Annotated in this window: 25 protein-coding genes; 15 read left to right on the top strand and 10 right to left on the bottom strand. The window is 71.3% G+C overall.

What is annotated here, in order from left to right:
• The first annotated feature begins 59 nt into the window (after positions 1-59).
• From ABZ267_RS00965 to ABZ267_RS00955, 3 genes are all read left to right on the top strand, one after another.
• A complete protein-coding gene (locus ABZ267_RS00965; RefSeq protein ID WP_015610940.1) occupies positions 60-497 on the top strand; it encodes a gamma-glutamylcyclotransferase in 438 nt (145 codons plus the stop codon).
• Positions 498-602: 105 nt separating this feature from the next.
• Positions 603-1427 (top strand): purine-nucleoside phosphorylase, encoded by an 825-nt coding sequence (locus tag ABZ267_RS00960; protein WP_356747210.1) that lies wholly within the window; start codon positions 603-605, stop codon positions 1425-1427.
• Positions 1428-1623: 196 nt separating this feature from the next.
• Positions 1624-3264, top strand: coding sequence for a phospho-sugar mutase (locus ABZ267_RS00955; RefSeq protein ID WP_356747212.1), 1641 nt, complete (start codon positions 1624-1626; stop codon positions 3262-3264).
• An 84-nt stretch (positions 3265-3348) separates the two neighbouring features.
• On the opposite strand, the gene ABZ267_RS00950 is transcribed toward ABZ267_RS00955, so the two are convergent.
• Positions 3349-3993 carry a PH domain-containing protein gene (locus tag ABZ267_RS00950; RefSeq protein ID WP_356747214.1) on the bottom strand — a complete coding sequence of 215 codons (645 nt, stop codon included), beginning with the start codon at positions 3991-3993 and terminating at the stop codon, positions 3349-3351.
• Between the two features lie 128 nt (positions 3994-4121).
• On the opposite strand from ABZ267_RS00950, the gene deoC reads away from it, so the two are divergent.
• Genes deoC through ABZ267_RS00935 form a run of 3 tightly spaced genes read left to right on the top strand, consistent with a single transcriptional unit; the run spans position 4122 to position 7446 of the window.
• Positions 4122-5069 carry a deoxyribose-phosphate aldolase gene (deoC, locus tag ABZ267_RS00945; protein WP_356747269.1) on the top strand — a complete coding sequence of 316 codons (948 nt, stop codon included), beginning with the start codon at positions 4122-4124 and terminating at the stop codon, positions 5067-5069.
• 6 nt (positions 5070-5075) lie between these two features.
• On the top strand, positions 5076-6512 hold the full coding sequence (locus ABZ267_RS00940) for an aldehyde dehydrogenase family protein (protein ID WP_356747216.1): 1437 nt from the start codon (positions 5076-5078) through the stop codon (positions 6510-6512).
• A complete protein-coding gene (locus tag ABZ267_RS00935; RefSeq protein WP_356747218.1) occupies positions 6505-7446 on the top strand; it encodes an aldehyde dehydrogenase family protein in 942 nt (313 codons plus the stop codon). Before ABZ267_RS00940 ends, ABZ267_RS00935 begins: the two co-directional genes overlap by 8 nt.
• 72 nt (positions 7447-7518) lie before the next feature.
• Here the strand turns inward: ABZ267_RS00935 and ABZ267_RS00930 are convergent, their stop codons facing one another.
• Positions 7519-7941, bottom strand: coding sequence for a hypothetical protein (locus ABZ267_RS00930; RefSeq protein WP_356747220.1), 423 nt, complete (start codon positions 7939-7941; stop codon positions 7519-7521).
• Between the two features lie 60 nt (positions 7942-8001).
• On the opposite strand from ABZ267_RS00930, the gene ABZ267_RS00925 reads away from it, so the two are divergent.
• On the top strand, positions 8002-8718 hold the full coding sequence (locus tag ABZ267_RS00925) for a uridine kinase (protein WP_356747222.1): 717 nt from the start codon (positions 8002-8004) through the stop codon (positions 8716-8718).
• A gap of 9 nt (positions 8719-8727) precedes the next feature.
• Here the strand turns inward: ABZ267_RS00925 and ABZ267_RS00920 are convergent, their stop codons facing one another.
• From ABZ267_RS00920 to ABZ267_RS00905, 4 genes are all read right to left on the bottom strand, one after another.
• A complete protein-coding gene (locus tag ABZ267_RS00920; RefSeq protein ID WP_356747271.1) occupies positions 8728-9735 on the bottom strand; it encodes a hypothetical protein in 1008 nt (335 codons plus the stop codon).
• A gap of 61 nt (positions 9736-9796) precedes the next feature.
• Positions 9797-12061, bottom strand: a complete 2265-nt coding sequence (locus ABZ267_RS00915; protein WP_356747224.1) for a hypothetical protein — start codon at positions 12059-12061, stop codon at positions 9797-9799.
• An 83-nt stretch (positions 12062-12144) separates the two neighbouring features.
• Complete coding sequence (locus ABZ267_RS00910) at positions 12145-12600, bottom strand: hypothetical protein (RefSeq protein ID WP_356747273.1); 456 nt, start codon at positions 12598-12600, stop codon at positions 12145-12147.
• Between the two features lie 369 nt (positions 12601-12969).
• Positions 12970-13773: a SigE family RNA polymerase sigma factor gene (locus ABZ267_RS00905; RefSeq protein ID WP_356747226.1), complete on the bottom strand. Its 804-nt coding sequence runs from the start codon at positions 13771-13773 to the stop codon at positions 12970-12972.
• A 224-nt stretch (positions 13774-13997) separates the two neighbouring features.
• Between ABZ267_RS00905 and afsQ1 the strand changes: the two genes are divergently transcribed.
• From afsQ1 to ABZ267_RS00880, 5 genes are all read left to right on the top strand, one after another.
• Entirely contained in the window at positions 13998-14675 is a 678-nt protein-coding gene (afsQ1, locus tag ABZ267_RS00900; RefSeq protein ID WP_078533099.1) for a two-component system response regulator AfsQ1, read from the top strand.
• On the top strand, positions 14672-16237 hold the full coding sequence (locus tag ABZ267_RS00895; protein WP_356747227.1) for a HAMP domain-containing sensor histidine kinase: 1566 nt from the start codon (positions 14672-14674) through the stop codon (positions 16235-16237). The genes afsQ1 and ABZ267_RS00895 overlap by 4 nt, the downstream gene beginning before the upstream one ends.
• Positions 16234-16890 (top strand): hypothetical protein, encoded by a 657-nt coding sequence (locus ABZ267_RS00890; RefSeq protein ID WP_356747229.1) that lies wholly within the window; start codon positions 16234-16236, stop codon positions 16888-16890. Before ABZ267_RS00895 ends, ABZ267_RS00890 begins: the two co-directional genes overlap by 4 nt.
• A 120-nt stretch (positions 16891-17010) precedes the next feature.
• Entirely contained in the window at positions 17011-17583 is a 573-nt protein-coding gene (locus ABZ267_RS00885; protein ID WP_356747231.1) for a VanZ family protein, read from the top strand.
• A 134-nt stretch (positions 17584-17717) separates the two neighbouring features.
• Positions 17718-17924, top strand: a complete 207-nt coding sequence (locus tag ABZ267_RS00880) for a PspC domain-containing protein (protein ID WP_356747233.1) — start codon at positions 17718-17720, stop codon at positions 17922-17924.
• A gap of 86 nt (positions 17925-18010) precedes the next feature.
• On the opposite strand, the gene ABZ267_RS00875 is transcribed toward ABZ267_RS00880, so the two are convergent.
• Positions 18011-18313 carry a hypothetical protein gene (locus tag ABZ267_RS00875; RefSeq protein ID WP_356755788.1) on the bottom strand — a complete coding sequence of 101 codons (303 nt, stop codon included), beginning with the start codon at positions 18311-18313 and terminating at the stop codon, positions 18011-18013.
• A 134-nt stretch (positions 18314-18447) separates the two neighbouring features.
• Complete coding sequence (locus ABZ267_RS00870) at positions 18448-19602, bottom strand: adenosine deaminase (protein WP_356755790.1); 1155 nt, start codon at positions 19600-19602, stop codon at positions 18448-18450.
• Between the two features lie 197 nt (positions 19603-19799).
• Between ABZ267_RS00870 and ABZ267_RS00865 the strand changes: the two genes are divergently transcribed.
• On the top strand, positions 19800-20477 hold the full coding sequence (locus tag ABZ267_RS00865) for an alpha/beta fold hydrolase (protein ID WP_356755898.1): 678 nt from the start codon (positions 19800-19802) through the stop codon (positions 20475-20477).
• A 13-nt stretch (positions 20478-20490) separates the two neighbouring features.
• Here the strand turns inward: ABZ267_RS00865 and ABZ267_RS00860 are convergent, their stop codons facing one another.
• Both ABZ267_RS00860 and ABZ267_RS00855 read right to left on the bottom strand, forming a co-directional pair.
• The gene (locus ABZ267_RS00860; RefSeq protein WP_356755792.1) at positions 20491-21234 is read right to left on the bottom strand and encodes a hypothetical protein; all 744 of its coding nucleotides are present in this window, start codon (positions 21232-21234) and stop codon (positions 20491-20493) included.
• 74 nt (positions 21235-21308) lie between these two features.
• Positions 21309-22262: a LysR family transcriptional regulator gene (locus ABZ267_RS00855; RefSeq protein ID WP_356755794.1), complete on the bottom strand. Its 954-nt coding sequence runs from the start codon at positions 22260-22262 to the stop codon at positions 21309-21311.
• 62 nt (positions 22263-22324) lie between these two features.
• Between ABZ267_RS00855 and ABZ267_RS00850 the strand changes: the two genes are divergently transcribed.
• On the top strand, positions 22325-23638 hold the full coding sequence (locus ABZ267_RS00850; RefSeq protein WP_356755796.1) for an MFS transporter: 1314 nt from the start codon (positions 22325-22327) through the stop codon (positions 23636-23638).
• A gap of 147 nt (positions 23639-23785) precedes the next feature.
• The gene (locus ABZ267_RS00845) at positions 23786-24502 is read left to right on the top strand and encodes a L,D-transpeptidase (RefSeq protein ID WP_356755798.1); all 717 of its coding nucleotides are present in this window, start codon (positions 23786-23788) and stop codon (positions 24500-24502) included.
• Positions 24503-24525 lie beyond the last annotated feature (23 nt).

The raw sequence follows: 24525 nt of genomic DNA, 5'->3' as shown, positions 1-24525 counted from the left end.
CCGGGGGCTTCGTCACAGGAACCGGCACTCCCGCGCCCCCCTCCCGTACCCTCGGTCCCATGTCGCTCTACGCCGCGTACGCCGGCAACCTCGACGCGCGGCTCATGACCCGCCGCGCCCCGCATTCCCCGATGCGCAGCACCGGCTGGCTGAATGGCTGGCGGCTGACCTTCGGCGGGGAGCAGATGGGCTGGGAAGGGGCGCTGGCCACCGTGGTGGAGGCGCCGCGATCCCAGGTCTTCGTCGCGCTGTACGACCTGGCGCCGATGGACGAGGACTCCATGGACCGCTGGGAAGGTGTCGGGCTCGACATCTACCGGCGCATGCGCGTCCGCGTGCACACCCTGGACGGCGAGGAGCCGGCCTGGATGTACGTGCTGAACGGGTACGAGGGCGGCCTGCCCTCCGCCCGCTACCTCGGCGAGATCGCGGATGCGGCCGAGTCCGCCGGCGCCCCGCACGATTACGTGATGGGCCTGCGCAAGCGCCCCTGCTGAGCGGGGTCCGGCGACCCCTCTCCGTGCGAAGCCACAAAGCCACTCGGCGAGTCTTTGCACCAGGACATCTACGCGCGTAGGCATTCAGCGGTTACGCTCTTCCGCGTGAACGCATCAGTTATTCCGGACAACATCCAGGGCGACCCGTACGCAGCCGCTGCCGGGGCCGCCGCCCGCCTGCGCGAGCTGACCGGCGCCGAGACCCACGACGTCGCCCTGGTCATGGGCTCCGGCTGGGCGCCCGCGGGCGAAGCACTCGGCGCCCCGGAGGCCGAGTTCCCCGTCACCGCGCTCCCCGGCTTCCCGGCGCCCGCGGTCGAGGGCCACGGCGGCACCATCCGCTCGTACAAGATCGGCGACAAGCGTGCGCTGGTCTTCCTCGGCCGCACGCACTACTACGAGGGCCGCGGCGTCGCCGCCGTCGCCCACGGAGTCCGTACGGCGGTGGCCGCGGGCTGCAAGACCATCGTCCTGACCAACGGCTGCGGCGGCCTCCGCGAAGGCATGCGCCCCGGACAGCCGGTGCTGATCAGCGACCACATCAACCTCACGGCGACCTCGCCGATCGTCGGCGCCAACTTCGTCGACCTGACCGACCTGTACTCGCCGCGCCTGCGCGCGCTGTGCAAGGAGATCGACGACACGCTCGAAGAGGGCGTGTACGTCCAGTTCCCCGGCCCGCACTACGAGACCCCGGCCGAGATCAACATGGTCCGGGTCCTCGGCGGCGACCTGGTCGGCATGTCCACGGTCCTGGAGGCCATCGCGGCCCGCGAGGCAGGCGCCGAGGTACTGGGCCTCTCCCTGGTCACCAACCTGGCGGCGGGCCTCTCCGGCGAGCCCCTGAACCACGAGGAGGTCCTCCAGGCGGGCCGCGACTCGGCGACGAGGATGGGCGCGCTGCTGGCGAGGGTGCTGGAGCGCATCTAGGACCACCCGGGCCTGCGTGCCCACCGACAGCCCGTCCGGCGTTCGAGGACCGGGGTCCGGGGCGGCGCCCCGGTTTCGGGAAGGGGCGGGGAGGGGAACAGCCCGCGCAGCGCCCACCCCCGCCCCACCGTCCGGCACCCGCCACCCGCACCACCCCTGTACGCCCCCACCCGCACACCCCCGAAAGGCGGCCCCCGTGCAGCACGACCTCATCGCGCAGGCCAGGACCTGGCTGGCCGAGGACCCCGACCCCGAGACGCGCGAGGAGCTGGCCGCGCTGATCGAGGCGGGCGGCACCGACGAGCTCGCCGCACGGTTCGCGGGCACGCTCCAGTTCGGCACCGCCGGACTGCGCGGCGAGCTCGGGGCCGGTCCGATGCGGATGAACCGGTCCGTGGTGATCCGGGCGGCGGCGGGCCTCGCCGCGTATCTGAAGGCGCAGGGCCACGAAGGCGGCCTCGTCGTCATCGGCTACGACGCCCGCTACAAGTCGGCGGACTTCGCGCGCGACACCGCCGCCGTGATGACCGGCGCCGGCCTCCGCGCCGCCGTCCTCCCGCGCCCGCTCCCCACCCCCGTACTCGCGTACGCCATAAGGCACCTGGGCGCGGTGGCCGGCGTCGAGGTCACCGCCAGCCACAACCCGCCGCGCGACAACGGCTACAAGGTCTACCTAGGCGACGGCTCCCAGATCGTGCCTCCGGCCGACGGCGGGATCGCGGCCGCCATCGCCGCGGTCGGCCCACTGGCGAACGCCGTACGCCCTAAGGACGGCTGGGAGACCCTCGGTGAGGAGGTCCTGGATGCCTATCTCGCCCGTACGGACGCCGTCCTGGCCGCCGGCAGCCCTCGTACCGCACGCGCCGTCTACACCGCGATGCACGGCGTCGGCACCTCCGTCCTGACCGCCGCCTTCGAGCGCGCCGGATTCCCCGAGCCGGTCCTCGTCACCGAGCAGGCCGAGCCCGACCCCGCCTTCCCGACCGTCGCCTTCCCCAACCCGGAAGAGCCCGGCGCGATGGATCTCGCCTTCGCCACCGCGCGCCGGGCCGCGCCGGACCTGATCATCGCCAACGACCCGGACGCGGACCGCTGCGCCGTCGCCGTGCCCGACACCGCCACGGAAGGCGGCTGGCGGATGCTGCGCGGCGACGAGGTCGGCGCACTGCTCGCCGCGCACCTGGTGGAGCGCGGCGTCTCCGGCGTGTTCGCCGAGTCGATCGTGTCGTCGTCGCTGCTCGGCCGGATCGCTCAGAAGGCGGGCCTCGGTTACGAGGAGACGCTGACGGGCTTCAAGTGGATCGCCCGGGTGGACGGCCTGCGGTACGGGTACGAGGAGGCGCTCGGCTACTGCGTCGACCCCGAAGGCGTCCGCGACAAGGACGGCATCACCGCCGCGCTGCTCGTCGCCGAGCTGGCCTCCGTACTCAAGGAGCAGGGCCGTACGCTGCTGGACCTGCTGGACGACCTGGCGCTCGCCCACGGCCTGCACGCCACCGACCAGCTCTCGGTGCGGGTGGAGGACCTGACGGTCATCGCGAACGCCATGGCCCGGCTCCGCGAGCAGCCGCCGACCGCGCTGGCCGGCCTCGCGGTCACCTCGGCCGAGGACCTGTCGCAAGGCACGCCCGCGCTGCCGCCCACCGACGGGCTGCGCTACCAGCTGGAAGGCGCCCGCGTGATCGTCCGCCCGAGCGGCACCGAGCCGAAGTTGAAGTGCTACCTGGAGGTCGTGGTCCCGGTCGCGGACGCCGCCGGACTCCCCGCCGCACGGGCGCGCGGCGCGGAGCTGCTCGCCGGGATCAAGCGGGACCTGGCGGCGGCCGCCGGGATCTGAGGCGTACGCACGGAAGAAACGAAGGACCGGCCCCGCTCCTCTCCAGAGCGGGGCCGGTCCTTCCGCGCTACACGTTCGGGCTGCTCAGCCGATCGCCCACAGCACCACGAACAGCACCACGCCCGCGGCCGCCGGCGCGATCACCTCGTACGCCCAGCGCACCGAACCCGTGGTGGCCCCGTCCTTCGGGTCGCCCGCCTTCTCCGCGAGGTCCCGCAGCTCCATGATCGTCTGGTCGGCGGCCGCGACCGGCGGCACGCTGTGCTGGTGAGGGTCGGCGCCCGCACCGGGCGAGAAGCGGCCGTAGGCGTCCTTGTGCGGCGCGCGGCCGGCGGCGCGCGAGGCGCGCTTGCGGTCGCGCAGCGAGACCGGGACGGCCCAGAGCTGGTACTTGGCGCCGCCTGCGGCGATCAGCTCGGAGGAGTAGCCGGCCCGGACGTCGGCGACCTCGGTCCACGGCAGCTGGATCGTGCGGAACGGGTTGCGGATGCGGATCCGCTCGTCGTTCACGGCGACGACGGGCCGCAGCGTGAACGCCACGATCAGCGGCACCGCGGTGAGCAGAGCGGCCAGGGCCAGCCACGGCGCCTGTCCCTCGCCCCGGATCATCGCGTCGCCGGCCATCACGGCGACCAGCGCGATGAGCAGCACTCCGCAGACCAGCGCGGAGGTCGAGCGGTGGGTCCGGTCGGCGTACTGCGGCTCTGCGGGAGGCGTGGGGCTCGTCATGGGGCCGATTCTGCCTGACGGACCCGGCGGAGAGGTCACGCGCCCCGGAGGCGCGTGTGGCGGTGCGCACGGTTGAGCCGTCCCCCTGTACAGGTCGCTACGCGCGTAGATATGCTCCCCTGGTGACCATGCCCACCTCTGCTCCCGCATTCTCCGACGCGACGGCGTCCGACAGTGCGCTGCGCCGCTTCCTCTTCGGGCTGCCCGGCGTCGACGCCGTCGGCCTCGAAGCGCGCGCCGCCGCCCTCGGAACCCGTTCGATCAAGACGACGGCCAAGGCGTACGCCATCGATCTCGCCATCTCGATGATCGACCTGACGACGCTGGAAGGCGCGGACACCCCGGGCAAGGTCCGGGCTCTCGCCGCCAAGGCCGTCCACCCCGACCCGCTCGACCGCACGACCCCGCGCACCGCCGCCGTCTGCGTCTATCCCGACATGGCGGCCACCGCCGCTGCCGCGCTCGCCGGTTCCGGCGTGAAGGTGGCGTCCGTGGCGACCGCCTTCCCGGCCGGCCGCGCCGCGCTGGACGTCAAGCTCGCGGACGTCCGCGACGCCGTGGCGGCCGGGGCCGACGAGATCGACATGGTGATCGACCGAGGGGCGTTCCTCTCCGGCCGGTTCCTGAAGGTCTACGAGGAGATCGTGGCCGTGAAGGCCGAGTGCGGTACCGCCCGCCTCAAGGTGATCTTCGAGACCGGTGAGCTCTCCACGTACGACAACATCCGCCGCGCCTCCTGGCTCGGGATGCTGGCGGGCGCGGACTTCATCAAGACCTCGACCGGCAAGGTGGCCACCAACGCCACTCCCGCCAACACGCTGCTGATGCTGGAGGCCGTCCGCGACTTCCGCGCGCAGACCGGCGTACAGATCGGTGTGAAGCCGGCCGGCGGCATCCGCACGACCAAGGACGCGGTCAAGTTCCTGGTGCTGGTGAACGAGACGGCGGGTGAGGACTGGCTGGACAACCACTGGTTCCGGTTCGGCGCCTCCAGCCTTCTCAACGACCTGCTGATGCAGCGCCAGAAGCTCAGCACCGGCCGTTACTCCGGCCCCGATTACGTGACGGTGGACTGATAAGCCATGGCATCCGCATTCGAGTACGCACCGGCGCCGGAGTCCCGTTCCGTCGTCGACATCGCCCCTTCGTACGGGCTGTTCATCGACGGTGAGTTCACCGAGGCCGCCGACGGAGGGGTCTTCAAGACCGTCTCGCCGAGCACCGAGGAGGTCCTCTCCGAGGTCGCGCGGGCCGGCGCGGCGGACGTGGACCGGGCCGTGAAGGCGGCGCGTAAGGCGTTCGAGAAGTGGTCGGCGCTGCCCGGCTCCGAGCGCGCCAAGTACCTGTTCCGGATCGCGCGGATCATCCAGGAGCGCAGCCGTGAGCTGGCCGTCCTGGAGACGCTCGACAACGGCAAGCCGATCAAGGAGACCCGCGACGCGGACCTCCCGCTGGTCGCCGCGCACTTCTTCTACTACGCGGGCTGGGCCGACAAGCTGGACCACGCGGGCTACGGGGCCGACCCGCGGCCGCTGGGTGTGGCGGGTCAGGTCATCCCGTGGAACTTCCCGCTGCTGATGCTCGCGTGGAAGATCGCTCCGGCGCTCGCCACCGGCAACACGGTGGTCCTGAAGCCCGCCGAGACGACTCCGCTCTCCGCGCTCTTCTTCGCGGACATCTGCCGTCAGGCCGGGCTGCCGAAGGGTGTCGTCAACATCCTGACCGGTTACGGGGACGCGGGCGAGGCGCTCGTCACGCACGCGGACGTCGACAAGGTGGCCTTCACCGGTTCGACCGCCGTCGGCAAGGCCATCGCGCGCTCGGTCGCCGGCACGGACAAGAAGGTCACGCTGGAGCTCGGCGGCAAAGGCGCGAACATCGTCTTCGACGACGCTCCGATCGACCAGGCCGTCGAGGGCATCGTCACCGGCATCTTCTTCAACCAGGGCCAGGTCTGCTGCGCGGGCTCGCGGCTGCTGGTGCAGGAGTCGGTCCAGGACGAGGTGCTGGACGCGCTGAAGCGCCGGCTCTCGACGCTGCGGCTCGGCGACCCGCTGGACAAGAACACCGACATCGGCGCGATCAACTCCGCCGAGCAGCTCGCCCGGATCACCGCCTTGGTGGAGACCGGCGAGGCGGAAGGCGCGGAGCGCTGGAGCGCGCCGTGCGAACTGCCGTCGTCGGGTTTCTGGTTCGCGCCGACGCTGTTCACCAACGTCACGCAGGCCCACACGGTGGCCCGTGACGAGATCTTCGGCCCGGTCCTCTCCGTGCTCTCGTTCCGCACGCCGGACGAGGCGGTCGCCAAGGCCAACAACAGCCAGTACGGCCTCTCGGCGGGCATCTGGACGGAGAAGGGCTCCCGCATCCTCGCGGTGGCCGACAAGCTCCGCGCGGGCGTCGTCTGGGCCAACACGTTCAACAAGTTCGACCCGACGTCGCCGTTCGGCGGCTACAAGGAGTCGGGCTACGGCCGCGAGGGCGGCCGCCACGGCCTGGAGGCGTACCTCGATGTCTGACCGCGAATCCATCAACGGCTCCGCCGAGCGGCGTCTTGGCGTCTTCAAGACCTACAAGCTGTACGTCGGGGGCAAGTTCCCCCGCTCCGAGAGCGGCCGGGTGTACGAGGTGAGCGACTCCAAGGGCCAGTGGCTGGCCAACGCGCCGCAGTCCTCCCGTAAGGACGCACGTGACGCGGTCGTGGCCGCGCGCAAGGCGTTCGGCGGCTGGTCGGGCGCGACCGCGTACAACCGCGGCCAGGTCCTCTACCGCGTCGCCGAGATGCTGGAGGGCCGCAAGGAGCAGTTCGTCCGCGAGGTGGCCGCCTCCGAAGGACTGTCGAAGTCCAAGGCGGCGGCCGTGGTGGACGCGGCGATCGACCGCTGGGTCTGGTACGCGGGCTGGACCGACAAGATCGGCCAGATCTCCGGCGGTGCCAACCCGGTCGCGGGCCCGTTCTTCAACCTCTCCACGCCGGAGCCGACCGGTGTGGTCGCGGTCCTCGCGCCGCAGACGTCGTCGTTCCTCGGCCTGGTCTCGGTGATCGCTCCGGTCATCGCGACCGGCAACACGGCGGTCGTCATCGCCTCCGCCGAAGCTCCGCTGCCCGCGCTCTCGCTCGGTGAGGTGCTGGCCACCTCCGACGTGCCCGGCGGCGTGGTCAACATCCTGTCCGGCGCCACGGCGGAGCTGGCGGCCCCGCTCGCCGCCCACCAGGACGTCAACGCGATCGACCTCACCGGCGCCGGCGCGGAGCTGGCCAAGGAGCTGGAGATCGCGGCGGCGGACAACCTCAAGCGGGTCCTGCGCCCGCGGCCTGCCGAGGCGGACGGCTCGGACGCCTCCACCGACTGGCCGGCCGCGCCCGGCACGCACCGGCTGACGGCGTTCCTGGAGACCAAGACGGTCTGGCACCCGACGGGTGCGCTGGGAGCCTCGGGCTCGTCGTACTGACGCTCTCGCCGCCGTACGCGAAAGGGGCCGCCCCCGACGACCGGGGCGGCTCTTTTCGGCGTGCGGGAGGCGTCAGCCCGTGACGAGCCGGGTGACCGTGCCGACCACCGGCAGGTCGTTGATCGCACCGCCGCTGGTGAGCGGGTCGGTGAGAATCGCCGTCGACACCGGCTGGAAGTCGGCGACCTGGGTGCCGACCGCGTTGTCCAGCGGGTCGACGCCGGTCTTGGCCAGCGGGTGCAGCTGGAGGTCGGTGATGGGACGGATGCTGTTGGTCAGCGAGGTGCCGAGCGCGCTGGTCACCGCCGGTCCGGCGCTCTTGGTGACCGTCTGGACGGCCGCGGTTCCCTGCTCCGGGATCTCGGCGACCGGAGGCAGCTGAGGAGCGGCCTGGGCCGAGCCCGCACCGGCCCCGAGGGCCGCTCCCAGCGCGGTCACGGTCAGACCGGCGCGCAGCAGTGCGCGGCGTTCGGGCTTGCGTGCGTGAAGTGCCATGTTTCCACCTGATCGACCTGGTCGGGTAATCGTCCGTACGCGCAGAGTAGTTGAGGTGTGATGCTGGATACCAACAGGAGGCCCGGGTGGTCCCCTGCGCGGGTCAATGCCTCACACTTCTGTTCTGTGAGTTCCCGTTCCCCACTGATCCCGACCCGCGTCGTGCTGCTCGCGGGCCCCTCCGGCTCCGGCAAGTCCGTCCTGGCCGCGCGTACCGGCCTGCCGGTGCTGCGCCTGGACGACTTCTACAAGGAGCACGACGACCCGACGCTGCCCCGGGTCCCCGGCTCTTTGGACATCGACTGGGACTCCGCCGCGTCCTGGGACGCGGACGCGGCGGTGGCGGCCGTCGCGGAGCTGTGCCGGTCGGGCCGTACGGATGTTCCGGTGTACGACATCGCCACCAGCTCCCGTACGGGCCAGGATGCCTTCCACATCGAGCGCTCGCCGCTCTTCGTGGCCGAGGGCATCTTCGCGGCGGACATCGTGGGCCGCTGCCAGGAACTGGGCCTGCTGGCGGACGCGCTGTGCCTGCGCGGCCGCCCGTCCACCACGTTCCGCCGCCGCCTGGTCCGCGACCTGCGCGAGGGCCGCAAGTCGGTCCCGTTCCTCCTCCGGCGCGGCTGGCGCCTGATGCGGGCCGAGCGGCGCATCGTGGCCCGCCAGACGGCGCTGGGCGCGTACCCGTGCGGCAAGGAGGAGGCTCTGGGCCGGTTCGCCGCCGCGGCGGCCGGGCGGTGCCGGAAGGCTACGGTGGGGGCGCCGGTCCCGGAGTAGGACCGGTCCTCAGCCGACCGCGCAGCCGAAGGTCTTGGCGGCGGCCTTCGTGAAGGGCTCACGGTAGGCGTCCCGCTTCGGCAGGTCCGCGTGACGCTTGCTCGCCTCCAGGTACTGCTGCCCCGATTCCACCGCCAGGTAGAGAGCGCCGCCGTCCGCGCAGGGCAGGATGAATCCTTGGCCCTTGTCGACGATTTCGGCTTCCCGGCCGTCCGGTGCTCGGCCCTTCTCCGTACCCGGGAACTTCCGCATGGCGGCGATGAGCAGCGGGTCCCGGGTGGCGGTGTACTTCATGAAGCCGTCACTACGGACGAAGCCACTCGTCTCGTCGTCCAGGGTCAGCTTGCAGGCCCACAGGTCGGCGGGAGCCTTCTGCCCTTCTTCGAGCACCTTCGTCCCCGCCGGCACCTGGCCCGCCACGGTCAGGCCGTCCAGGCCGCACACCTGTCCTTCGGAGACCGGACGTGCGGCGTCGGAGCGCGGAGGCACGAGCGTTCCGGGCTTCTCGGGGAGGTCACCGCACTTGGTCCGGGCCGCGATGGTCCGTGCGGTGTCGGTGGCCAGGGCGGCGAAGGCGGTGCGGTCGGCAGCCGGCTCGGTGATGTTGAACTCGGCGACCACCGGCCGGTCGGTCCAGCACTTCTCGGGCAGCATGACCCACGCTTTGTACGCATTGACCCCGCCGGTCACCTCGCCGGTGAAGTACGAGGCGTCCGGTGGGTAGGGCTCGCTTTCGAACGCCAGTGGTTCATAGCCCCGCACCGCCCAGAGCCGGACACTGAGCCCGCTCTCGCCGGAACCGAGGACGACGGACGACTTCTCGACCCTGCACTGCGTATCCGTCAGGTCGTTGTCGTCCAGCCCGTCCCCTTCGGCGTCCAGACGCCCGGACCCCGGAAGCACCGCGTCAGCCTGCGACGCCGACACCAGGTCCCCGCAGAGCCGGTCCGCCGTCAGCACGTTGGTGTTGCGCCAGGCGTGCAGCAGCCCCGCGATCACTACGACGACGGCGGCCACGACCGCCCAGACCTTCCACGCCGGACGTGTACGGTCTGCTGCTCCTGCTGTGCTCACGTGCTCACTTCCTGGTTCGCAGGGCCGAATACGCTTCTTCGCGGCCGGTGATGTAGCTCTGCTTCGCCTCGCCCTTGGCGTTCTCGGCGGCGTCGGTGCCCTTGGCGTCGCGGGTCTCGGCCCAGCCGTCGATGAGGTTGTTCGTGCCCGCGATGCCGCCCGCCGTCTCGCGGCTGACGTCGGCGCGTGCGACGTTCTCCTTCTCGGTGACGACGTCCTTGGACCACTCGTAGGTGGCGGCGTCCACGGTGCGCTGCGCGACATCGCCGAACATGGGGATCGTGTTGGCCAGTGCCCCGACGCCGTGGTAGGCGTACCGCGCCTGGTCGTTGATCTTGCCGACCTCGGCGTCGCGGACGTCGAGGATCATGTCCGTGCCGATGCCGTTCATGCCGCCGAGGGCCTCGCCGACATGGCGGGCCCGGTTGTCCCAGCTGGTGACGTTCTCGGTCAGGTCGGACCGGGGCACCTGGCGGCCGGTCTCCAGGTACTCGGCCGCGTACCCGCGCTGGCTCTCGTAGAGGGTGTCGAAGACGCGGATGGGCTCGCCGTTCTCGTTCTCGCCGGCCACACCGTCGGAGACTCCGCGCATCACCCGCAGCAGGCTCTCCTTGCTGTTGGCGATGGAGGCGTTGTCGCCCGAGCCGGAGACGTCGTCCTGGCCGACCGGGCTGTTCGGCGCGTAGCCGCCGAGGATGGCGTGCGTATCGGCTGTGTAGTCGTTCAGTGCGCGGCCGAGCGGGGCCTTCAGCGCCTCCGGTACGGTGTCGCCCCCGGCGCCCTTGTCCAACGTCGCGATGATGCCCTGCATCACGCGGGCCTGGCCCTCGCTGTGAGGTCCGGTCCTGCCCAGCGGCGTACCCGGCTCGTGCCCGGTCGCTCCGGCCTCCAGCGCGAGGCCCAGGCCGTGGCGGCTGAGCGGGTCGTCGTTGGTGATGAGCGTGTTGCCGGCCACGATGTGCTGCCGCGGCCACTCCCGCGCATCGTCCCCGTTGCCCACCAGGTAGTCCAGGTGCGCCTGGCCGTGCTCCATCTTCGGGTCGAAGAAGGCGGTCGACGCGTCCGGGTTCTTGCTCATCACGCCGAGCAGGCTGTCGAGCGCGTCGGCCCGGCCCTCGCGGTGGTTGCCGCCCCACTGCTCGAAGATGGTCCGGTTGTCCTTCTCGGCGGCGATCATGTCGTGGCCGAGCTGGTTGAGGAACTGGTCGTCGAACGGCTGGTCGGCGCGGGTCATCATCTCGACGAACGGCCGGTAGCCGTACATCGGGTTGGTCTTCGAGTCGAAGTTCTTGGCCCCGGCCTCCTTGAGGCCTTCGGTGAACTGCTTGTAGAACGCGCCGTCCGGACTGTTCAGCCAGGCCTGGTACTTCGCCGAGCCGGGCCCGGCGTCCGCCATCGAACCGGGGACCTGGGTGGCCGTCGCGACCGTGTTGGCCAGTCCGCCGAGGAGCTTGGTGTACTGACCGGCGGAGGATCCGCCGTCCCGCTCCCGGTCGGACATGACGTCGCTCAGCTTGACGATGCCGTCCGGGCCGAGCTTGTTCAGCAGGGACTGGGCGAAGACCTTGTCACCGGCCTGGTCCCGCATGGCCCGGTCCATCTCGGCGAGGTCGGCGTCGGAGACCTTCTTGCCGTCGAGCAGGCGCTCGGCTATCGCCTCGGTGTTGCGCAGCTCGTACGTCTCGATGTCGCCGAGCGCCTTGGCGTTGAAGCCGTCACGGGTGCCGTCCGTGGCGTCGGTGTCCTTCACCACGGCTTTCAGCGCGATCTCGACCCCGGCGTCGGCGTCCGACGTCTGCGCGACCAGCCGGTCGATCGCCCGCTGCCACGAGCCGACCGCGTCGCGTACGGACTTCTGGTAGTCCGGGTCGTGGCGGTAGGCGGCCCGCGAACCCTCGCTCAGGCTCGCCATGTCGAAGGTGACCCTGCCGGCGTCCGAGATCAGCATGTCGGCCTTCAGCGCGTCGGCCTTCACCGTCTGCAGCTTGCTCTTGAACTCCGTGAACTGGGTGTGCGCGTCCCGCAGCAGCGAGGCGATCGCCTTGGCCTGGGTCTGGGCCGCGCGGTACTCGTTGAGCATGACGCGGAACTGCGCGTTGGCGGCGTCCGCGCTCTGGCCGATCCAGGTCCGCTCCAGCGTGATGCCCTGGACCTCTCTCTCGTACGCCTTCTCCTGCTTGCTGAACTCGCCTGCCATGCCGGTCCACTTGTCCGCGGCCGTGGTGAGAGCGGAGAGGTCCGTCGTCATGATCTCGTGATAGGTGGGCATGCCCTGGTCCCCGTTGTCCGGTATCGCTGTCGTCCGGAATGCCTGATGAACGCGCCGAGTCGTTTCTTCCCGCTCCGCGCCTGTCAGAAGTTGTCGAGCGGGGAGATCTGGCGAAAGCCCAGCCCGCCCTGCACGTCGGCCCCGAAGAGGTTCCGGCGGGCGCCGTTGAGGCTGTTGATGTCCGCGTCGAGCCGGCCCAGCATGGACCGCACCTGCCCGCCCCACGTCTTGTGCGCGTCCTTCAGCGCCCGGGAGGTCACCCAGCCGTCACCGTCCTTGGCGCCGAGCGCCTTGACGGCGGAGGAGGTCTCCTCGTCCGCGTGCTCGCCGGCGTCCCTGGTCCCGGGCTTGATCCGGCTGCGGATGGCCTCGGCCGCGGCCTTCTTGCGGGCCGGGTCGGTGGCCAGCGAAGGCGCGAACGGCGGTGCGTATCCAGGAGCGTAAGGGACCTGAGGCGAGGTGTTCGGGCCCTGGCCCGGAGCGAAGGGACCGTAGACGGGAGGCGGTGAAGGATCGGTCGGTGCCTCGTTGAGCTGCATGGAGGCCGACCCGCCGTCCGCCACTGCCCGATCGCCTGCCGCGCTGCTCACTTGGCCCCCATGAGTTTCCTCGAACGCCCACGCTTGACGTGATCCGCTCAGACTAACAAGCGCTTTTCCGCCATGCCCGTACGGGAACGAGCCGGGCCCGCAGAGCCGTCGGGCCGTGACCGGCACGGCGAACGGGGCCGTACAGGACCCCCCGGCCCGTACGACCCCGCTGCCTTCTCCCCCGTGACCCGCGCCTCCCCCGAAGCGACGGGCCGTTCCCCCGTGTTCCCCCAGGCCCCCTCGGACCCGTTTTCACTGCTCCCCCGTAGCCCCTGCCTCCCCCGAAGCAGTGGCCGTCCCCCGTCTCCCCCCGTTGCCTCAGGCCACCAGCTCGCCGAAGGACTCCTGCTCGTCACGTCCGAAGCTGAGGACCTCGTCCTCGCGCAGCCGGCGGAGGGACCGCCAGATGCTCGACTTCACCGTGCCGACACTGATGTCGAGGATCGACGCGATCTCCGGGTCGGTGCGGCCCTCGTAGTACCGCAGGACCAGCATCGTGCGCTGGAGTTCGGGCAGCCGGGCGAGCGCCTGCCAGAGCACCGCCCGCAGCTCCGTGCCGCGCATCGCGTCCGTGTCGCCCACCGTCTCCGGCAGCTCCTCGGTCGGGTATTCGTTGAGCTTGCGCCGGCGCCAGGCGCTGATGTGCAGGTTCGTCATGGTGCGGCGCAGATAGCCGCCGACCGCCGCCTTGTCGCTGATCCGGTCCCACGCCCGGTACGTCGAGAAGAGGGCGCTCTGCAGCAGGTCCTCGGCCTCGAACCGGTCGCCGGTCAGGTGGTAGGCGGTTGCGTACAGGGAGGCCCGCCGCTCCTGGACGTAGGCCGTGAAGGCGGCTTCGGCCTCCGTGGTCTCCGTCCGGTCGGTGCGGTCCCCCGTGACCTCCCCGTACGCGCTTCCCCCGTGGTCCCCCGTGTTCTTCCCCGTGGGCGCGTCGACCACCGTCATGTACGTCGTACGCGGCTGCTCCGCGGCCGACTGCGACGGCAGGTGCTGACGCCCTGCGCCTCGAACGCACCCCCGCACGTTCGTCACGTTCATCGCACCGGACTTCTCCGCACTCCGGCCGGCATCGTGGAGACGCGTCACAACTGCGCTTGAGCTGGTGCTGTGCAGTGCGTTCATCTCGCGCCCCCTATCGGTGGAGATCGGTGAAGTCCGTTCGTTCTCTGCGTTTTCCTGCTGACCAAGAGCTTGCCGGGGCAGTTTCATAGCGCTGTCCCCCGACTGTCACAGGCCTGTCACAGGGCCGGTTGTGGCCGTGCCCGGCAGCGGTCGCGGCCGTGTCCGGGCGACGGGAGCGGGCCACAGGTCGAACTGAAGCGCCACCATGGGCCAGAATGACGCTCGTGCCTTTCCTGTTGCTGATCGAGGACGACGACGCCATCCGCACGGCCCTCGAACTCTCGCTGTCACGCCAGGGCCACCGTGTGGCCACCGCGGCGACGGGAGAGGACGGCCTGGAGCTGCTGCGCGAGCAGCGGCCCGACCTGGTCGTGCTGGATGTGATGCTGCCCGGGATCGACGGTTTCGAGGTGTGCCGGCGGATCCGCCGCACCGACCAGCTGCCGATCATTCTGCTGACCGCGCGCAGCGACGACATCGACGTCGTGGTGGGACTGGAGTCCGGCGCGGACGACTATGTGGTCAAACCCGTCCAGGGCCGGGTGCTGGACGCCCGGATCCGGGCGGTGCTGCGCCGCGGTGAGCGCGAGTCGACCGACTCCGCGACCTTCGGCAACGTGGTCATCGACCGCTCCGCCATGACCGTCACCAAGGGCGGTGAGGACCTGCAGCTCACGCCGACCGAGCTGCGGCTCCTGCTGGAGCTGAGCCGCCGGCCCGGCCAGGCCCTCTCCCGCCAGCAGCTGCTGCGGCTGGTGTGGGAGCACGACTACCTCGGTGACTCGCGGCTGGTGGACGCCTGTGTGCAGCGGCTGCGCGCCAAGGTGGAGGACGTACCGTCCTCGCCGACCCTGATCCGTACGGTACGGGGCGTGGGCTACCGGCTGGACTCGCCTCAGTGACCGAACGCGCCAAGCGGTCCCTGCGGGCGGGACTGCGCTGGACCAGTCTGCGGCTGCGGCTCGTCGTGGTGTTCGCGCTGGTGGCGCTGACCGCCGCGGTCTCCGCCTCCGGAATCGCGTACTGGCTCAACCGCGAGGCCGTGCTGACCCGTACGCAGGACAGCGCGCTCGACGACTTCCGGCGGCAGATGCAGGAGACGGCGGCGGCGCTGCCGGTGCGGCCCACGAAGGACGACCTCCAGCGGGCCGCCGGGCAGATGGCGTCCGGCGGTCCCGGCTACAACGTGCTGCTGGTGGACGAGCGCGAGCGCGGCAAGCCGATCGTCGGCTTCTCCGACCTGGACGACTTCACCCTGGACGACGTACCGGACCCGCTGCGCGAGCAGGTGGCCCGCGAGCAGCCGCTGACCTCGAACAACGAGCACGAGTACCACCTGTTCTGGCAGCGTACGAGCATCGCCGGCACGCCGTACCTCGTCGCCGGTACGCGGATCATCGGCGGCGGACCGACCGGGTACATGCTCAAGTCCCTGGACCAGGAGCGGCAGGACCTCAACTCGCTGGCCTGGTCGCTCGGGATCGCGACCACGCTGGCGCTGATCGGTTCGGCGCTGCTGGCGCAGGCGGCCGCGACGACCGTGCTGCGGCCGGTGCAGCGGCTCGGTGACGCGGCCCGCAAGCTCGGTGAGGGCAAGCTCGACACCCGGCTCACGGTCTCCGGAACGGACGAACTCGCCGACCTCTCCCGCACGTTCAACCGGACCGCCAGCTCGCTGGAGAAGAAGGTCGCGGACATGAGCGCGCGGGAGGAGTCGAGCCGGCGGTTCGTCGCCGACATGTCGCACGAGCTGCGCACGCCGCTGACCGCGATCACGGCGGTGGCCGAGGTGCTGGAGGACGAGGCGGACAGCCTCGACCCGATGATCGCGCCCGCCGTGCACCTCGTGGTGAGCGAGACCCGGCGGCTGAACGACCTGGTGGAGAACCTGATGGAGGTGACCCGCTTCGACGCGGGCACCGCGCGCCTGGTCCTGGACGACGTGGACGTGGCCGACCAGGTCACCGCGTGCATCGACGCGCGGGCCTGGCTGGACGCGGTGGACCTGGACGCGGAGCGCGGCATGATGGTCCGGCTCGACCCGCGCCGCCTGGACGTGATCCTGGCCAACCTGATCGGCAACGCGCTCAAGCACGGCGGTTCGCCGGTGGGTGTCCGGGTGCGGACGGAGGGCGAGGAGCTGGTCATCGAGGTGCGCGACCACGGTCCGGGCATCCCGGAGGAGGTGCTGCCGCACGTCTTCGACCGCTTCTACAAGGCGAGTGCCTCCCGGCCGCGTTCGGAGGGCAGCGGTCTCGGCCTCTCCATCGCGATGGAGAACGCGCACATCCACAGCGGTGACATCACGGCCGCCAACTCGCCGGACGGCGGTGCGGTGTTCGTGCTGCGGCTGCCGCGTGACGCGTCGAAGCTGACGGACGGTGGGTCGGACGGCTCCGGCCGGCGTGATGGCGACGGCGGGCCTCGGGACGGCGACGACAGTGAGGACGGTGGCCGGTCATGAGCGGTGCGTTCCGGCCGGTGCCGGTGCCGGGCTCGACGGCGTGGGCTTCGCGGCTGCGTGGTGTCGTCGCCGCGGCCGGTGCCGTCCTGGCGGTGGCCGTGCTGGCCTCGGGGTGCGGGATCCGGACGACGTCCGTGCCCGTGGACGCAGGGGCCGCGCCGTCCCGGGTGCCGTGCAAGCTGCCTTCGGCCGATGTCACGACCCGGTCGCCGGACAGTGTGGCGGCGCCGGTGTACCTGGTGTGCGCCTCGCAGCTGGTGTCCGTGGACCGGCCGGTGCCGAGCGGTACGGCCGGTGGTGCCGACCGGCTGGTGGGCGCCCGCGCGCTGCTGGACCAGGTGCGGCAGGCGCCGCCGGAGAGCGAGCGCCGGGCCGGGTTCTCCACGGCGGTCCCGGCCGGCCTGCGGCTGGAGCCCACCCGGGCCGGCGACCCGGCGGGCACGCTGCGGCTGAGCAGCCAGCCCGAGGACCTCTCGGAGGAGGCGCTGGCGCAGCTGGTGTGCACGTACGCGGAGAACGAGGCGCTGGTCACCCAGGGCTCGGTGGTCCTCGGCGGGCCCGGCGACTACCGGCCGCGCGGCTATCTCTGCACCTCGCAGACGAAGGCCCGGCCGCAGGACGGGACCGTGCCGGACGTGCTGGTACGGGACTGAGGGCCCGCGCGGGCCGCAGGACGGGACCGCTGCCGACCTGCTCGTACGGGACCGGGCGCCACCGCTCCGTACGACCTCCGGCGGAGTCGCGGAACCGATCCGGCCGGTCGTGGCGTCTTGGTGGACGTGCGTCAAGGTTCGGACGGTCAGACCGTCATCCACTTCCGCGCGGCGGGGGTCACTCTCCTCCTCGCACATCTGCTGCTCGTCGGGTGGCTGACGCTGCGCCCGCTGGACGTTCCGTGGATCACCGCCGCCAACTTCGAGCCGCTCGCCTCCATCAGGGTCGATCTCGCGCTGGGCCCGGTCGAGGCCGCGCGCCGGATCGGCGGAGCGGTGCTCCTGCTGGCTCCGCTCGGGGTGCTGCTGCCGATGGCCGGCGGCCGGATCTTCGTCTCTCCGTGGGTGTCGCTGCTGCGGACGGTGGCGGCCGGCGCGCTGATCTCGCTCGCCATCGAGCTGGGCCAGACCGGGGTGCCGGGCCAGGTGGTCGACATCGACTCGGTGCTGCTGAACACCACCGGCGTGGTCCTGGCCCATCTGCTGGTCGTCCCGGTGTGCCGGGCCCGGCTGCGCCGCCGTGGCGTGCCGGGCGTACGGGACCTTCCCAGGTACCGGCAGGAGACCCTTCTGCGGGACGAGGCCCCTGGGGGTCCGACCCCGACGATTACCAGGGTCGGCATCGCCCCGTAGAGCGATGCTTTGTCCGCCTTCACTGACGCACCATGGATACATCGGGAGCAGCACAGAACGGCTCCCGGCTTCCCGGCGGAGCAGGACACGGACAGGTCCCGCTCCCACCGCTACGGTTCGCGAAGGAGCCCACCATGGCCGCACTGGTCCGCCCCACCGAAGGACGCATGATCGGCGGCGTCTGCGCGGGTCTGGCACGGCGCTTCGGCACCTCGGCCTCCACGATGCGCGTCATCTTCGTCGTCTCGTGCCTGCTGCCCGGCCCGCAGTTCCTGCTGTATCTGGCCCTGTGGGCGCTGCTGCCCTCGGAGAAGTCCTCCTCGTCCGCGACGGCCTGGTGACGCGACCGGCCGAGGCGGCCTCGTACATGACCGTGGGGCGCACACCCGGATCCGGGTGTGCGCCCCACAGGCGTGTTCAGGTGCGGTCAGCCGCCGAGCGGGATGCCGTTGGCGGTGAGGCCCTGGGTGGGCAGTCCGCCGAGCAGGCCGGTGATCGGGGCGGCCGCGTCGGTCGCGTCGCCGCCGAGGACCTTGTCGACGGTCTGCTGGACCGGTGCGTTCTGGGCCGCCGTGGCGACGCCGTCCAGCGCCATGGTGGAGACGGGGAGCGCGCCGGCCACGGTGTCGAGCGGCAGGGAGGGAGCGGCGGCGGCGCTGCCGGCGGCGGCAGCGGCGAAAGCGGCACCGAGAGCGGCGACACCGAGAGTCTTGGCAGCGGTCTTCTTCATGAAGAATTCATCCTTGGGGAAGGGGATGTGAGCGGCTCTGCAAGGTAGTCATCCCGCCGCCTCCTCCGCAAACATCGCGACACGCGGAAAATGGCCGGCATTTCGCATCCCGGCCATCTTCCACACGTCGAACGTCAGCTCGCGGCAGCGGCAGATCCGCTGGTCACAGCGGTCTGCCGGAAAAGCCACTCGGACTTCAGCTCGGCATAACCGGGCTTGACGACCTCGTTGATCATCGCGAGACGTTCATCGAAAGGAATGAAAGCTGATTTCATCGCATTGACGGTGAACCACTGCATGTCGTCGAGCGTGTATCCGAATGCCTCGGTCAGCAGCTCGAATTCCCGGCTCATGCTCGTCCCGCTCATGAGGCGGTTGTCCGTGTTCACGGTGACGCGGAAATGCAGCTTCCGCAGCAGCCCGATCGGGTGCTCCGCGTACGAGGTGGCGGCGCCGGTCTGGAGGTTGGACGTCGGGCACATCTCCAGCGGGACGCGCTTGTCCCGTACGTAGGAGGCGAGGCGGCCGAGAGCGACCGAGCCGTCCTCCGCGACCTCGATGTCGTCGATGATCCGCACGCCGTGGCCGAGCCGGTCGGCTCCGCACCACTGGAGGGCCTGCCAGATCGACGGCAGGCCGAAGGCCTCGCCCGCGTGGATCGTGAAGTGGTTGTTCTCCCGCTTGAGGTACTCGAACGCGTCGAGGTGGCGGGTGGGAGGGAAGCCGGCCTCGGCTCCCGCGATGTCGAAGCCGACGACGCCCTGGTCGCGGTAGCTGTTGGCGAGCTCGGCGATCTCCAGCGCGCGGGCCGCGTGGCGCATCGCGGTGAGCAGCGCGCCGACGCGGATGCGGTGGCCGTTGGCGCGGGCGATGCGCTCGCCCTCGCGGAAGCCCGCGTTGACCACCTCGACGACCTCTTCGAGGGTCAAGCCGCCTTCCAGGTGCTGCTCGGGCGCGTACCGGATCTCCGCGTAGACGACGCCGTCCTCGGCCAGGTCCTCGGCGCACTCGGCGGCCACCCGGAAGAGCGCGTCGCGGGTCTGCATGACGGCGCAGGTGTGGGCGAAGGTCTCCAGGTACCGGGGCAGCGAACCGGAGTCGGCCGCCTCGCGGAACCAGACGCCGAGCTTGTCGGCCTCGGTCTCGGGCAGGGATTCGTAACCCTGCGCGCGGGCCAGCTCGATGATCGTGCCCGGCCGCAGGCCGCCGTCGAGGTGGTCGTGGAGCAGCACCTTGGGGGCGCGCCGGATCTGGTCGGAATCAGGGACATTCGGGGTCTGGCTCGTCATCTGGGCACTCTAGCGCCTACGCGCGTAGAGCGCCCGCTGACGCCTTCCGTCGATGCGTAACAGTGACCGGAAAGTCGGGTGGAGTACACCTGCTCTTCTGAGACTGTTCTGTCATGGCACAGCGCGCACTCCCCCTGCCTGCCGCCAGGCTGGGACGGGCCGTCTCGACGGCCGGAGCACCATACGAGGTCAGCGGCGTGGTCCTGCTGCTCCCGGACGGCGAGCCCGACTCACGCCGCCGTCCCTCGCCCTTGTCGTACGCGATACAGCTGCCGTTCGCCCGTGCGCTGGCGCGCGCCGGAGAGGGCGACGGGCTGGCGGTGCACGTCCTGCGCTACCGCTGCCGCGGCTGGAACGACACCGACGCGCATCCGGCGGAGGACGCCGCCTGGGCGGCCGACGAGATCCAGCGGCGGTACGGGGACGTGCCGGTCTGCCTGGTCGGCCACGGCATGGGCGGCGGGGCGGCGCTGCGGGCCGCCGGGCACGGGTCGGTCAACTCGGTCCTGGCGATGGCGCCTTGGCTGCCGAACCACGCCGCCGCCGAGCCGGAGCCGGTGAAGCAGCTGGTGGGACGGCGGGTGCTGATCGTGCACGGCACCAACGACGAGCGTACGGACCCGGAGCTGTCGTACCGGCTGGCCGAGCGCGCGAAGAAGTCCAACCGGGACACCTGCCGCTTCGAGGTCCACTCGGACGGCCACGCGCTCCGCCAGCACCGCTCCGAAGTGGTGGCCCTGGCGGCCGACTTCGTACGCGGCTCACTCTTCGCCCGCTCCTACGCGCGCCCGGTCAAGGACGCGCTGGCCGCACCGCCGCCGCTGGGCCTGCGGATGCCGCTGGCGGCGGGGTTCGGACGGTCGCTGCGGCACTGAACGCCGTACGGCATCAGGCCGTACGTACGCCTGTCAGTCGGCGCGCCAGCAGCACCGAGGCCGTCCACGCGGCCGCGCATCCGGCGGCGGTCACCAGCAGGACGAGCCAGAGGCTCTCCGTGGCGACGGCGGCGGTGACGGCGATGCCCACCGCGATGAAGGTCGCCGCCATCGGCACGATGAACTGCGACGCGCGGACGGCCGGGGCGCGGGAGGCACGCAGGCGGTGCAGCCGTCCCGCTCCGCGCAGGAAGACGGCTCCGACGATCAACAGGGCCAGCCCCACGGCCAGTCGCACGGTAGGAGCGTGGCCGGGCTTGGTGGTCGTGTCCTGACGCAGCTCACCGAGGCCCACCGCCCATACCGTGTCGCGCCAGGAGGAGACCGTGACCGCGTTGCCGGGCGCGAGCTTCTCCCACACGGGCCCGTCGCCCCGCATCCGTATGCGGAACGGCTGTTCCTCGGCGCCGGGGTCGAGCGTGATCCAGTAGGTGACGGCCTTCTTCTTGCGGCCGGTCCCGGTGGAGACGACGGTGGCGGGCCACGCGGAGAGGCAGTCCCCGTTCTCAGGTGCGGAGACCTCCGCGCACGGCCGTGCGGCCCGGAAGTCCCGCGCCTCGGAGAGCGACCCAGGCAGCAGTGTGAACAGGACGGCCGCGACCAGCACCATCACCGAACCGACGACGGCGGCGGAGGTGACACCCATCAGGTTCGGGCGTCCGGACGGCGAGGAGAAAGGCGAGGAGGAACGGTTCACCGGGCCATTCTCGCTTCCCGGCCAGCTCTCTCCTCCGGTCGGCACTCTCCTCCGGCCAGGCTCCCGAACGTACGTCAGTCCGGCAGCAGGTTCCCTCGCCGTGAGAGCAGGAACCGCTTGAAGGCGGCGACCGGTGGAGTGTCCGGGTGGCCGTCCAGCCAGGCGACGCCGATCTCGCGGACCGCGCGCGGGGCCGTCACCGTCAGCTCGACGACGCCGGGGCGGGCCACCGCCGGAGGTGGCAGCAGGGCCACGCCGAGGCCGGCGGCGACCAGGCCGCGCAAGGTTTCGGCCTCCTCGCCCTCGAAGGCGACGCGCGGGGTGAAACCGGCCTCCGTGCAGAGGTCGTCGGTGATGCGGCGGAGCCCGTAACCGGGTTCGAGCGTCACGAACGTCTCGTCGGCGGCCTCCGCGAGGCGGATGCGGCGGCGGGAGGCGAGGCGGTGCTCGTCCGGGACCACCAGGCGCAGGCGCTGTTCGTCCAGGCGGCGGGTGACCAGGTCGGGGGCGTCGGGGACGGGTGAGGTGAGGCAGAGGTCGAGACCGCCCGCGCGGAGGCGTTCGATCATGGCCTCGCCGTAGTTCTGGACGAGCTGGAAGCGGACCTTCGGGTGGTCGGCGCGGAAGGCGCGGATCAGGGCGGGTACGGTCTCCGAGCCCATGGTGTGCAGGAAGCCGAACGAGACCCGGCCCGTCGTGAGGTCGGCGTCCGCCCGGACCGCGTCGGCGGCCTTCTCCACCTCGGCCAGGGCGCGTTCGGCGGAGGTCAGGAACGTGCGGCCGGCCGGAGTGAGCGAGACCGTACGGCCCTTGCGGGCGAACAGCGCGACGCCCAGGTCCGCTTCGAGCCGGACCATGGCCCGCGAGAGCGTGGACTGCGGGACGCCGAGCTCGTGTGCGGCGCGGGTCACATGCTCGTGGCGGGCGACCGCCTCGAAGTACGCGAGGCGCGGCGCGAGGACGGCCCGGATGTCTTCTTCGTAACTGCTCGGTGACAGCCGAGGCTGTGAGCTGCGTTGATGCGCCATGGGATCGATTATGGCGGTTTCGTGCATTGGACGCATGAAACGTGTCGCTCTACGTTCGTCGTATGCCTCCCGCCGATACCGGGGCATCCACCGTCGTCGTGGATGCCTCTGCCCCGTCGTCCCCCGTCATCACCTCCCGCGCCGCCGCTCCCGCGAGCGCCGCCGAGCGCCTGGAGCCCGGCCGCGCCGGCTACCGCAGGATGAGCTTCGCGCTCTTCGCCGCCGGTGTCGCCGCCTTCGCTCTCCTCTACTCCACCCAGGCCCTGCTGCCCGCGATCTCCGCCTCGTACGGCGTGAGCGCCGGCCAGGCGAGCTGGACGGTCTCCGCGGCGACCGGCGCGCTGGCGCTCTGCGTGCTGCCGCTGAGCGCACTCTCCGAGCGGTTCGGGCGGCGGCAGATGATGACGGCCTCGCTGACGGTCGCGGTCCTGGTCGGGATGCTGGTGCCGTTCGCGCCTTCGATCGGCTGGCTGATCGCGCTGCGGGCGATCCAGGGCGCGGCGCTCGCCGGACTTCCGGCCTCCGCGATGGCGTATCTCGCCGAAGAGGTACGGCCCAAGGCGCTGATCGCCGCGATCGGGCTGTTCGTCGCGGGCAACAGCATCGGCGGTATGAGCGGCCGCATCCTCACCGGCTGGGTCGCGCAGGCCTGGGGCTGGCGCGCGGCGCTCGCGGCGGTCGGCCTGCTGGCGGTGGCGTGCGCCGTCGCCTTCCACTTCCTGATCCCGAAGGCCCGTAACTTCACGCCCGGCACGCTCAACCCGAAGGCGCTGGCGAAGACCGTCGCCACGCACCTCTCCAACCCGCTGCTGGTGCGGCTGTACGCGATCGGCGCACTGTTCATGACGGTGTTCGGCGCGGTCTACACGGTGATCGGCTACCGGCTGGTCGAGGAGCCGTTCTCGCTGCCGCAGGGCATCGTCGGGTCGATCTTCCTGGTCTACCTGGTCGGTACGGTCTCCTCCGCCGCGGCCGGACGTCTGGTGGCCCGGCTCGGCCGCCGCGGCGCGCTCTATCTCGCGGTCTCGACGACGGCGGCCGGGCTGCTGCTCTCGCTCGCCGACCAGCTGGCCTCCGTACTGCTGGGCCTGGTGCTGATCACGGCCGGGTTCTTCGCCGGACACGCGGTCGCCTCGTCCTCGGTGAGCCGGACGGCGACGACCGGCCGGGCGCAGGCGTCGGCGCTGTACCAGTCGGCGTACTACCTGGGCTCCAGCGCGGGCGGCACGCTCGGCGCGGTCGCCTTCCACGCGGGCGGCTGGGCGGCGACGGTGGCGCTGGGCCTGCTCGCGGTCCTCGGCGTCGTCTCCATCACGCTGTACGGGACCCGGGTGGCGCGGGCCGAGCGGCGGGCGCTGGTGCCGGCTACGCGGTAACTTTCCGGCGCTCGTTCCGGAGGCCGTAATTCCGCCTATGCCGGACCGCGACGCAACCGAGACCTCTTCCGCGCAACCACCGCTCCCCTTCGCGCGTCTACCAGCCGTAACCACAAAACCACTGTGGGCGAAGGGGAGTTGGGGAACATGGGTGTGAAGGGATACGTATCCGGAGGGCGGCTGCGGCGCGGTGCGGTGCTCTCCGTGGCCGGGCTGGTGGCGGCACCCGCCCTGGTGCTGGGCACCGGCACCACGGCCCAGGCGGCCTCGTGCTCCACCTCCACCGGGCCGCACCAGAAGCAGGTCGAGAAGTTCCTGCAGCGGCCTGTGGACGGCAAGCAGTCGGCGGCCGACTGCAAGGCGATCCAGAAGTTCCAGAAGACCCACGGGATCACGCCGACCATCGGCTACGCCGGGCCGCTGACCTGGCGCACGATGAACACGATGCTCGCGCAGAAGGCGGCCGGGAAGAACCCGAACAAGGCCGGGAAGTGTCCCACCGACAAGGGCCGCATCGCCTGTGTCGACCTGACCCGGCAGCTGAGCTGGATCCAGGACGGCAAGAAGCTGACGTACGGTCCGGTGCCGGTGCGGACCGGACGCGACGGCGCGGAGACCCGGACCGGCGCCAAGAAGATCTACTGGCGCAACATCAAGCACTGGTCGACCATCTACAAGGTCTGGATGCCGCACTCCCAGTTCTTCGACGGCGGCCAGGCGTTCCACTCGGTCACCAAGTCCATGTACAACCCGCCGGGCTCCGGTGGCTGCGTCAACATGCGCCCCGCCGACGCGAAGGCATACTGGAAACTGCTGAAGAACGGCGACGACGTGTACGTGTACGGGCGCAAGCCCGGCACCTGATCGGGCCTGACCGGCGGCGGCCG

Source organism: Streptomyces sp. NPDC006174 (assembly GCF_040614075.1).
GTDB lineage: Bacteria > Actinomycetota > Actinomycetes > Streptomycetales > Streptomycetaceae > Streptomyces.
This window is presented reverse-complemented; position numbering and strand designations above follow the sequence as displayed.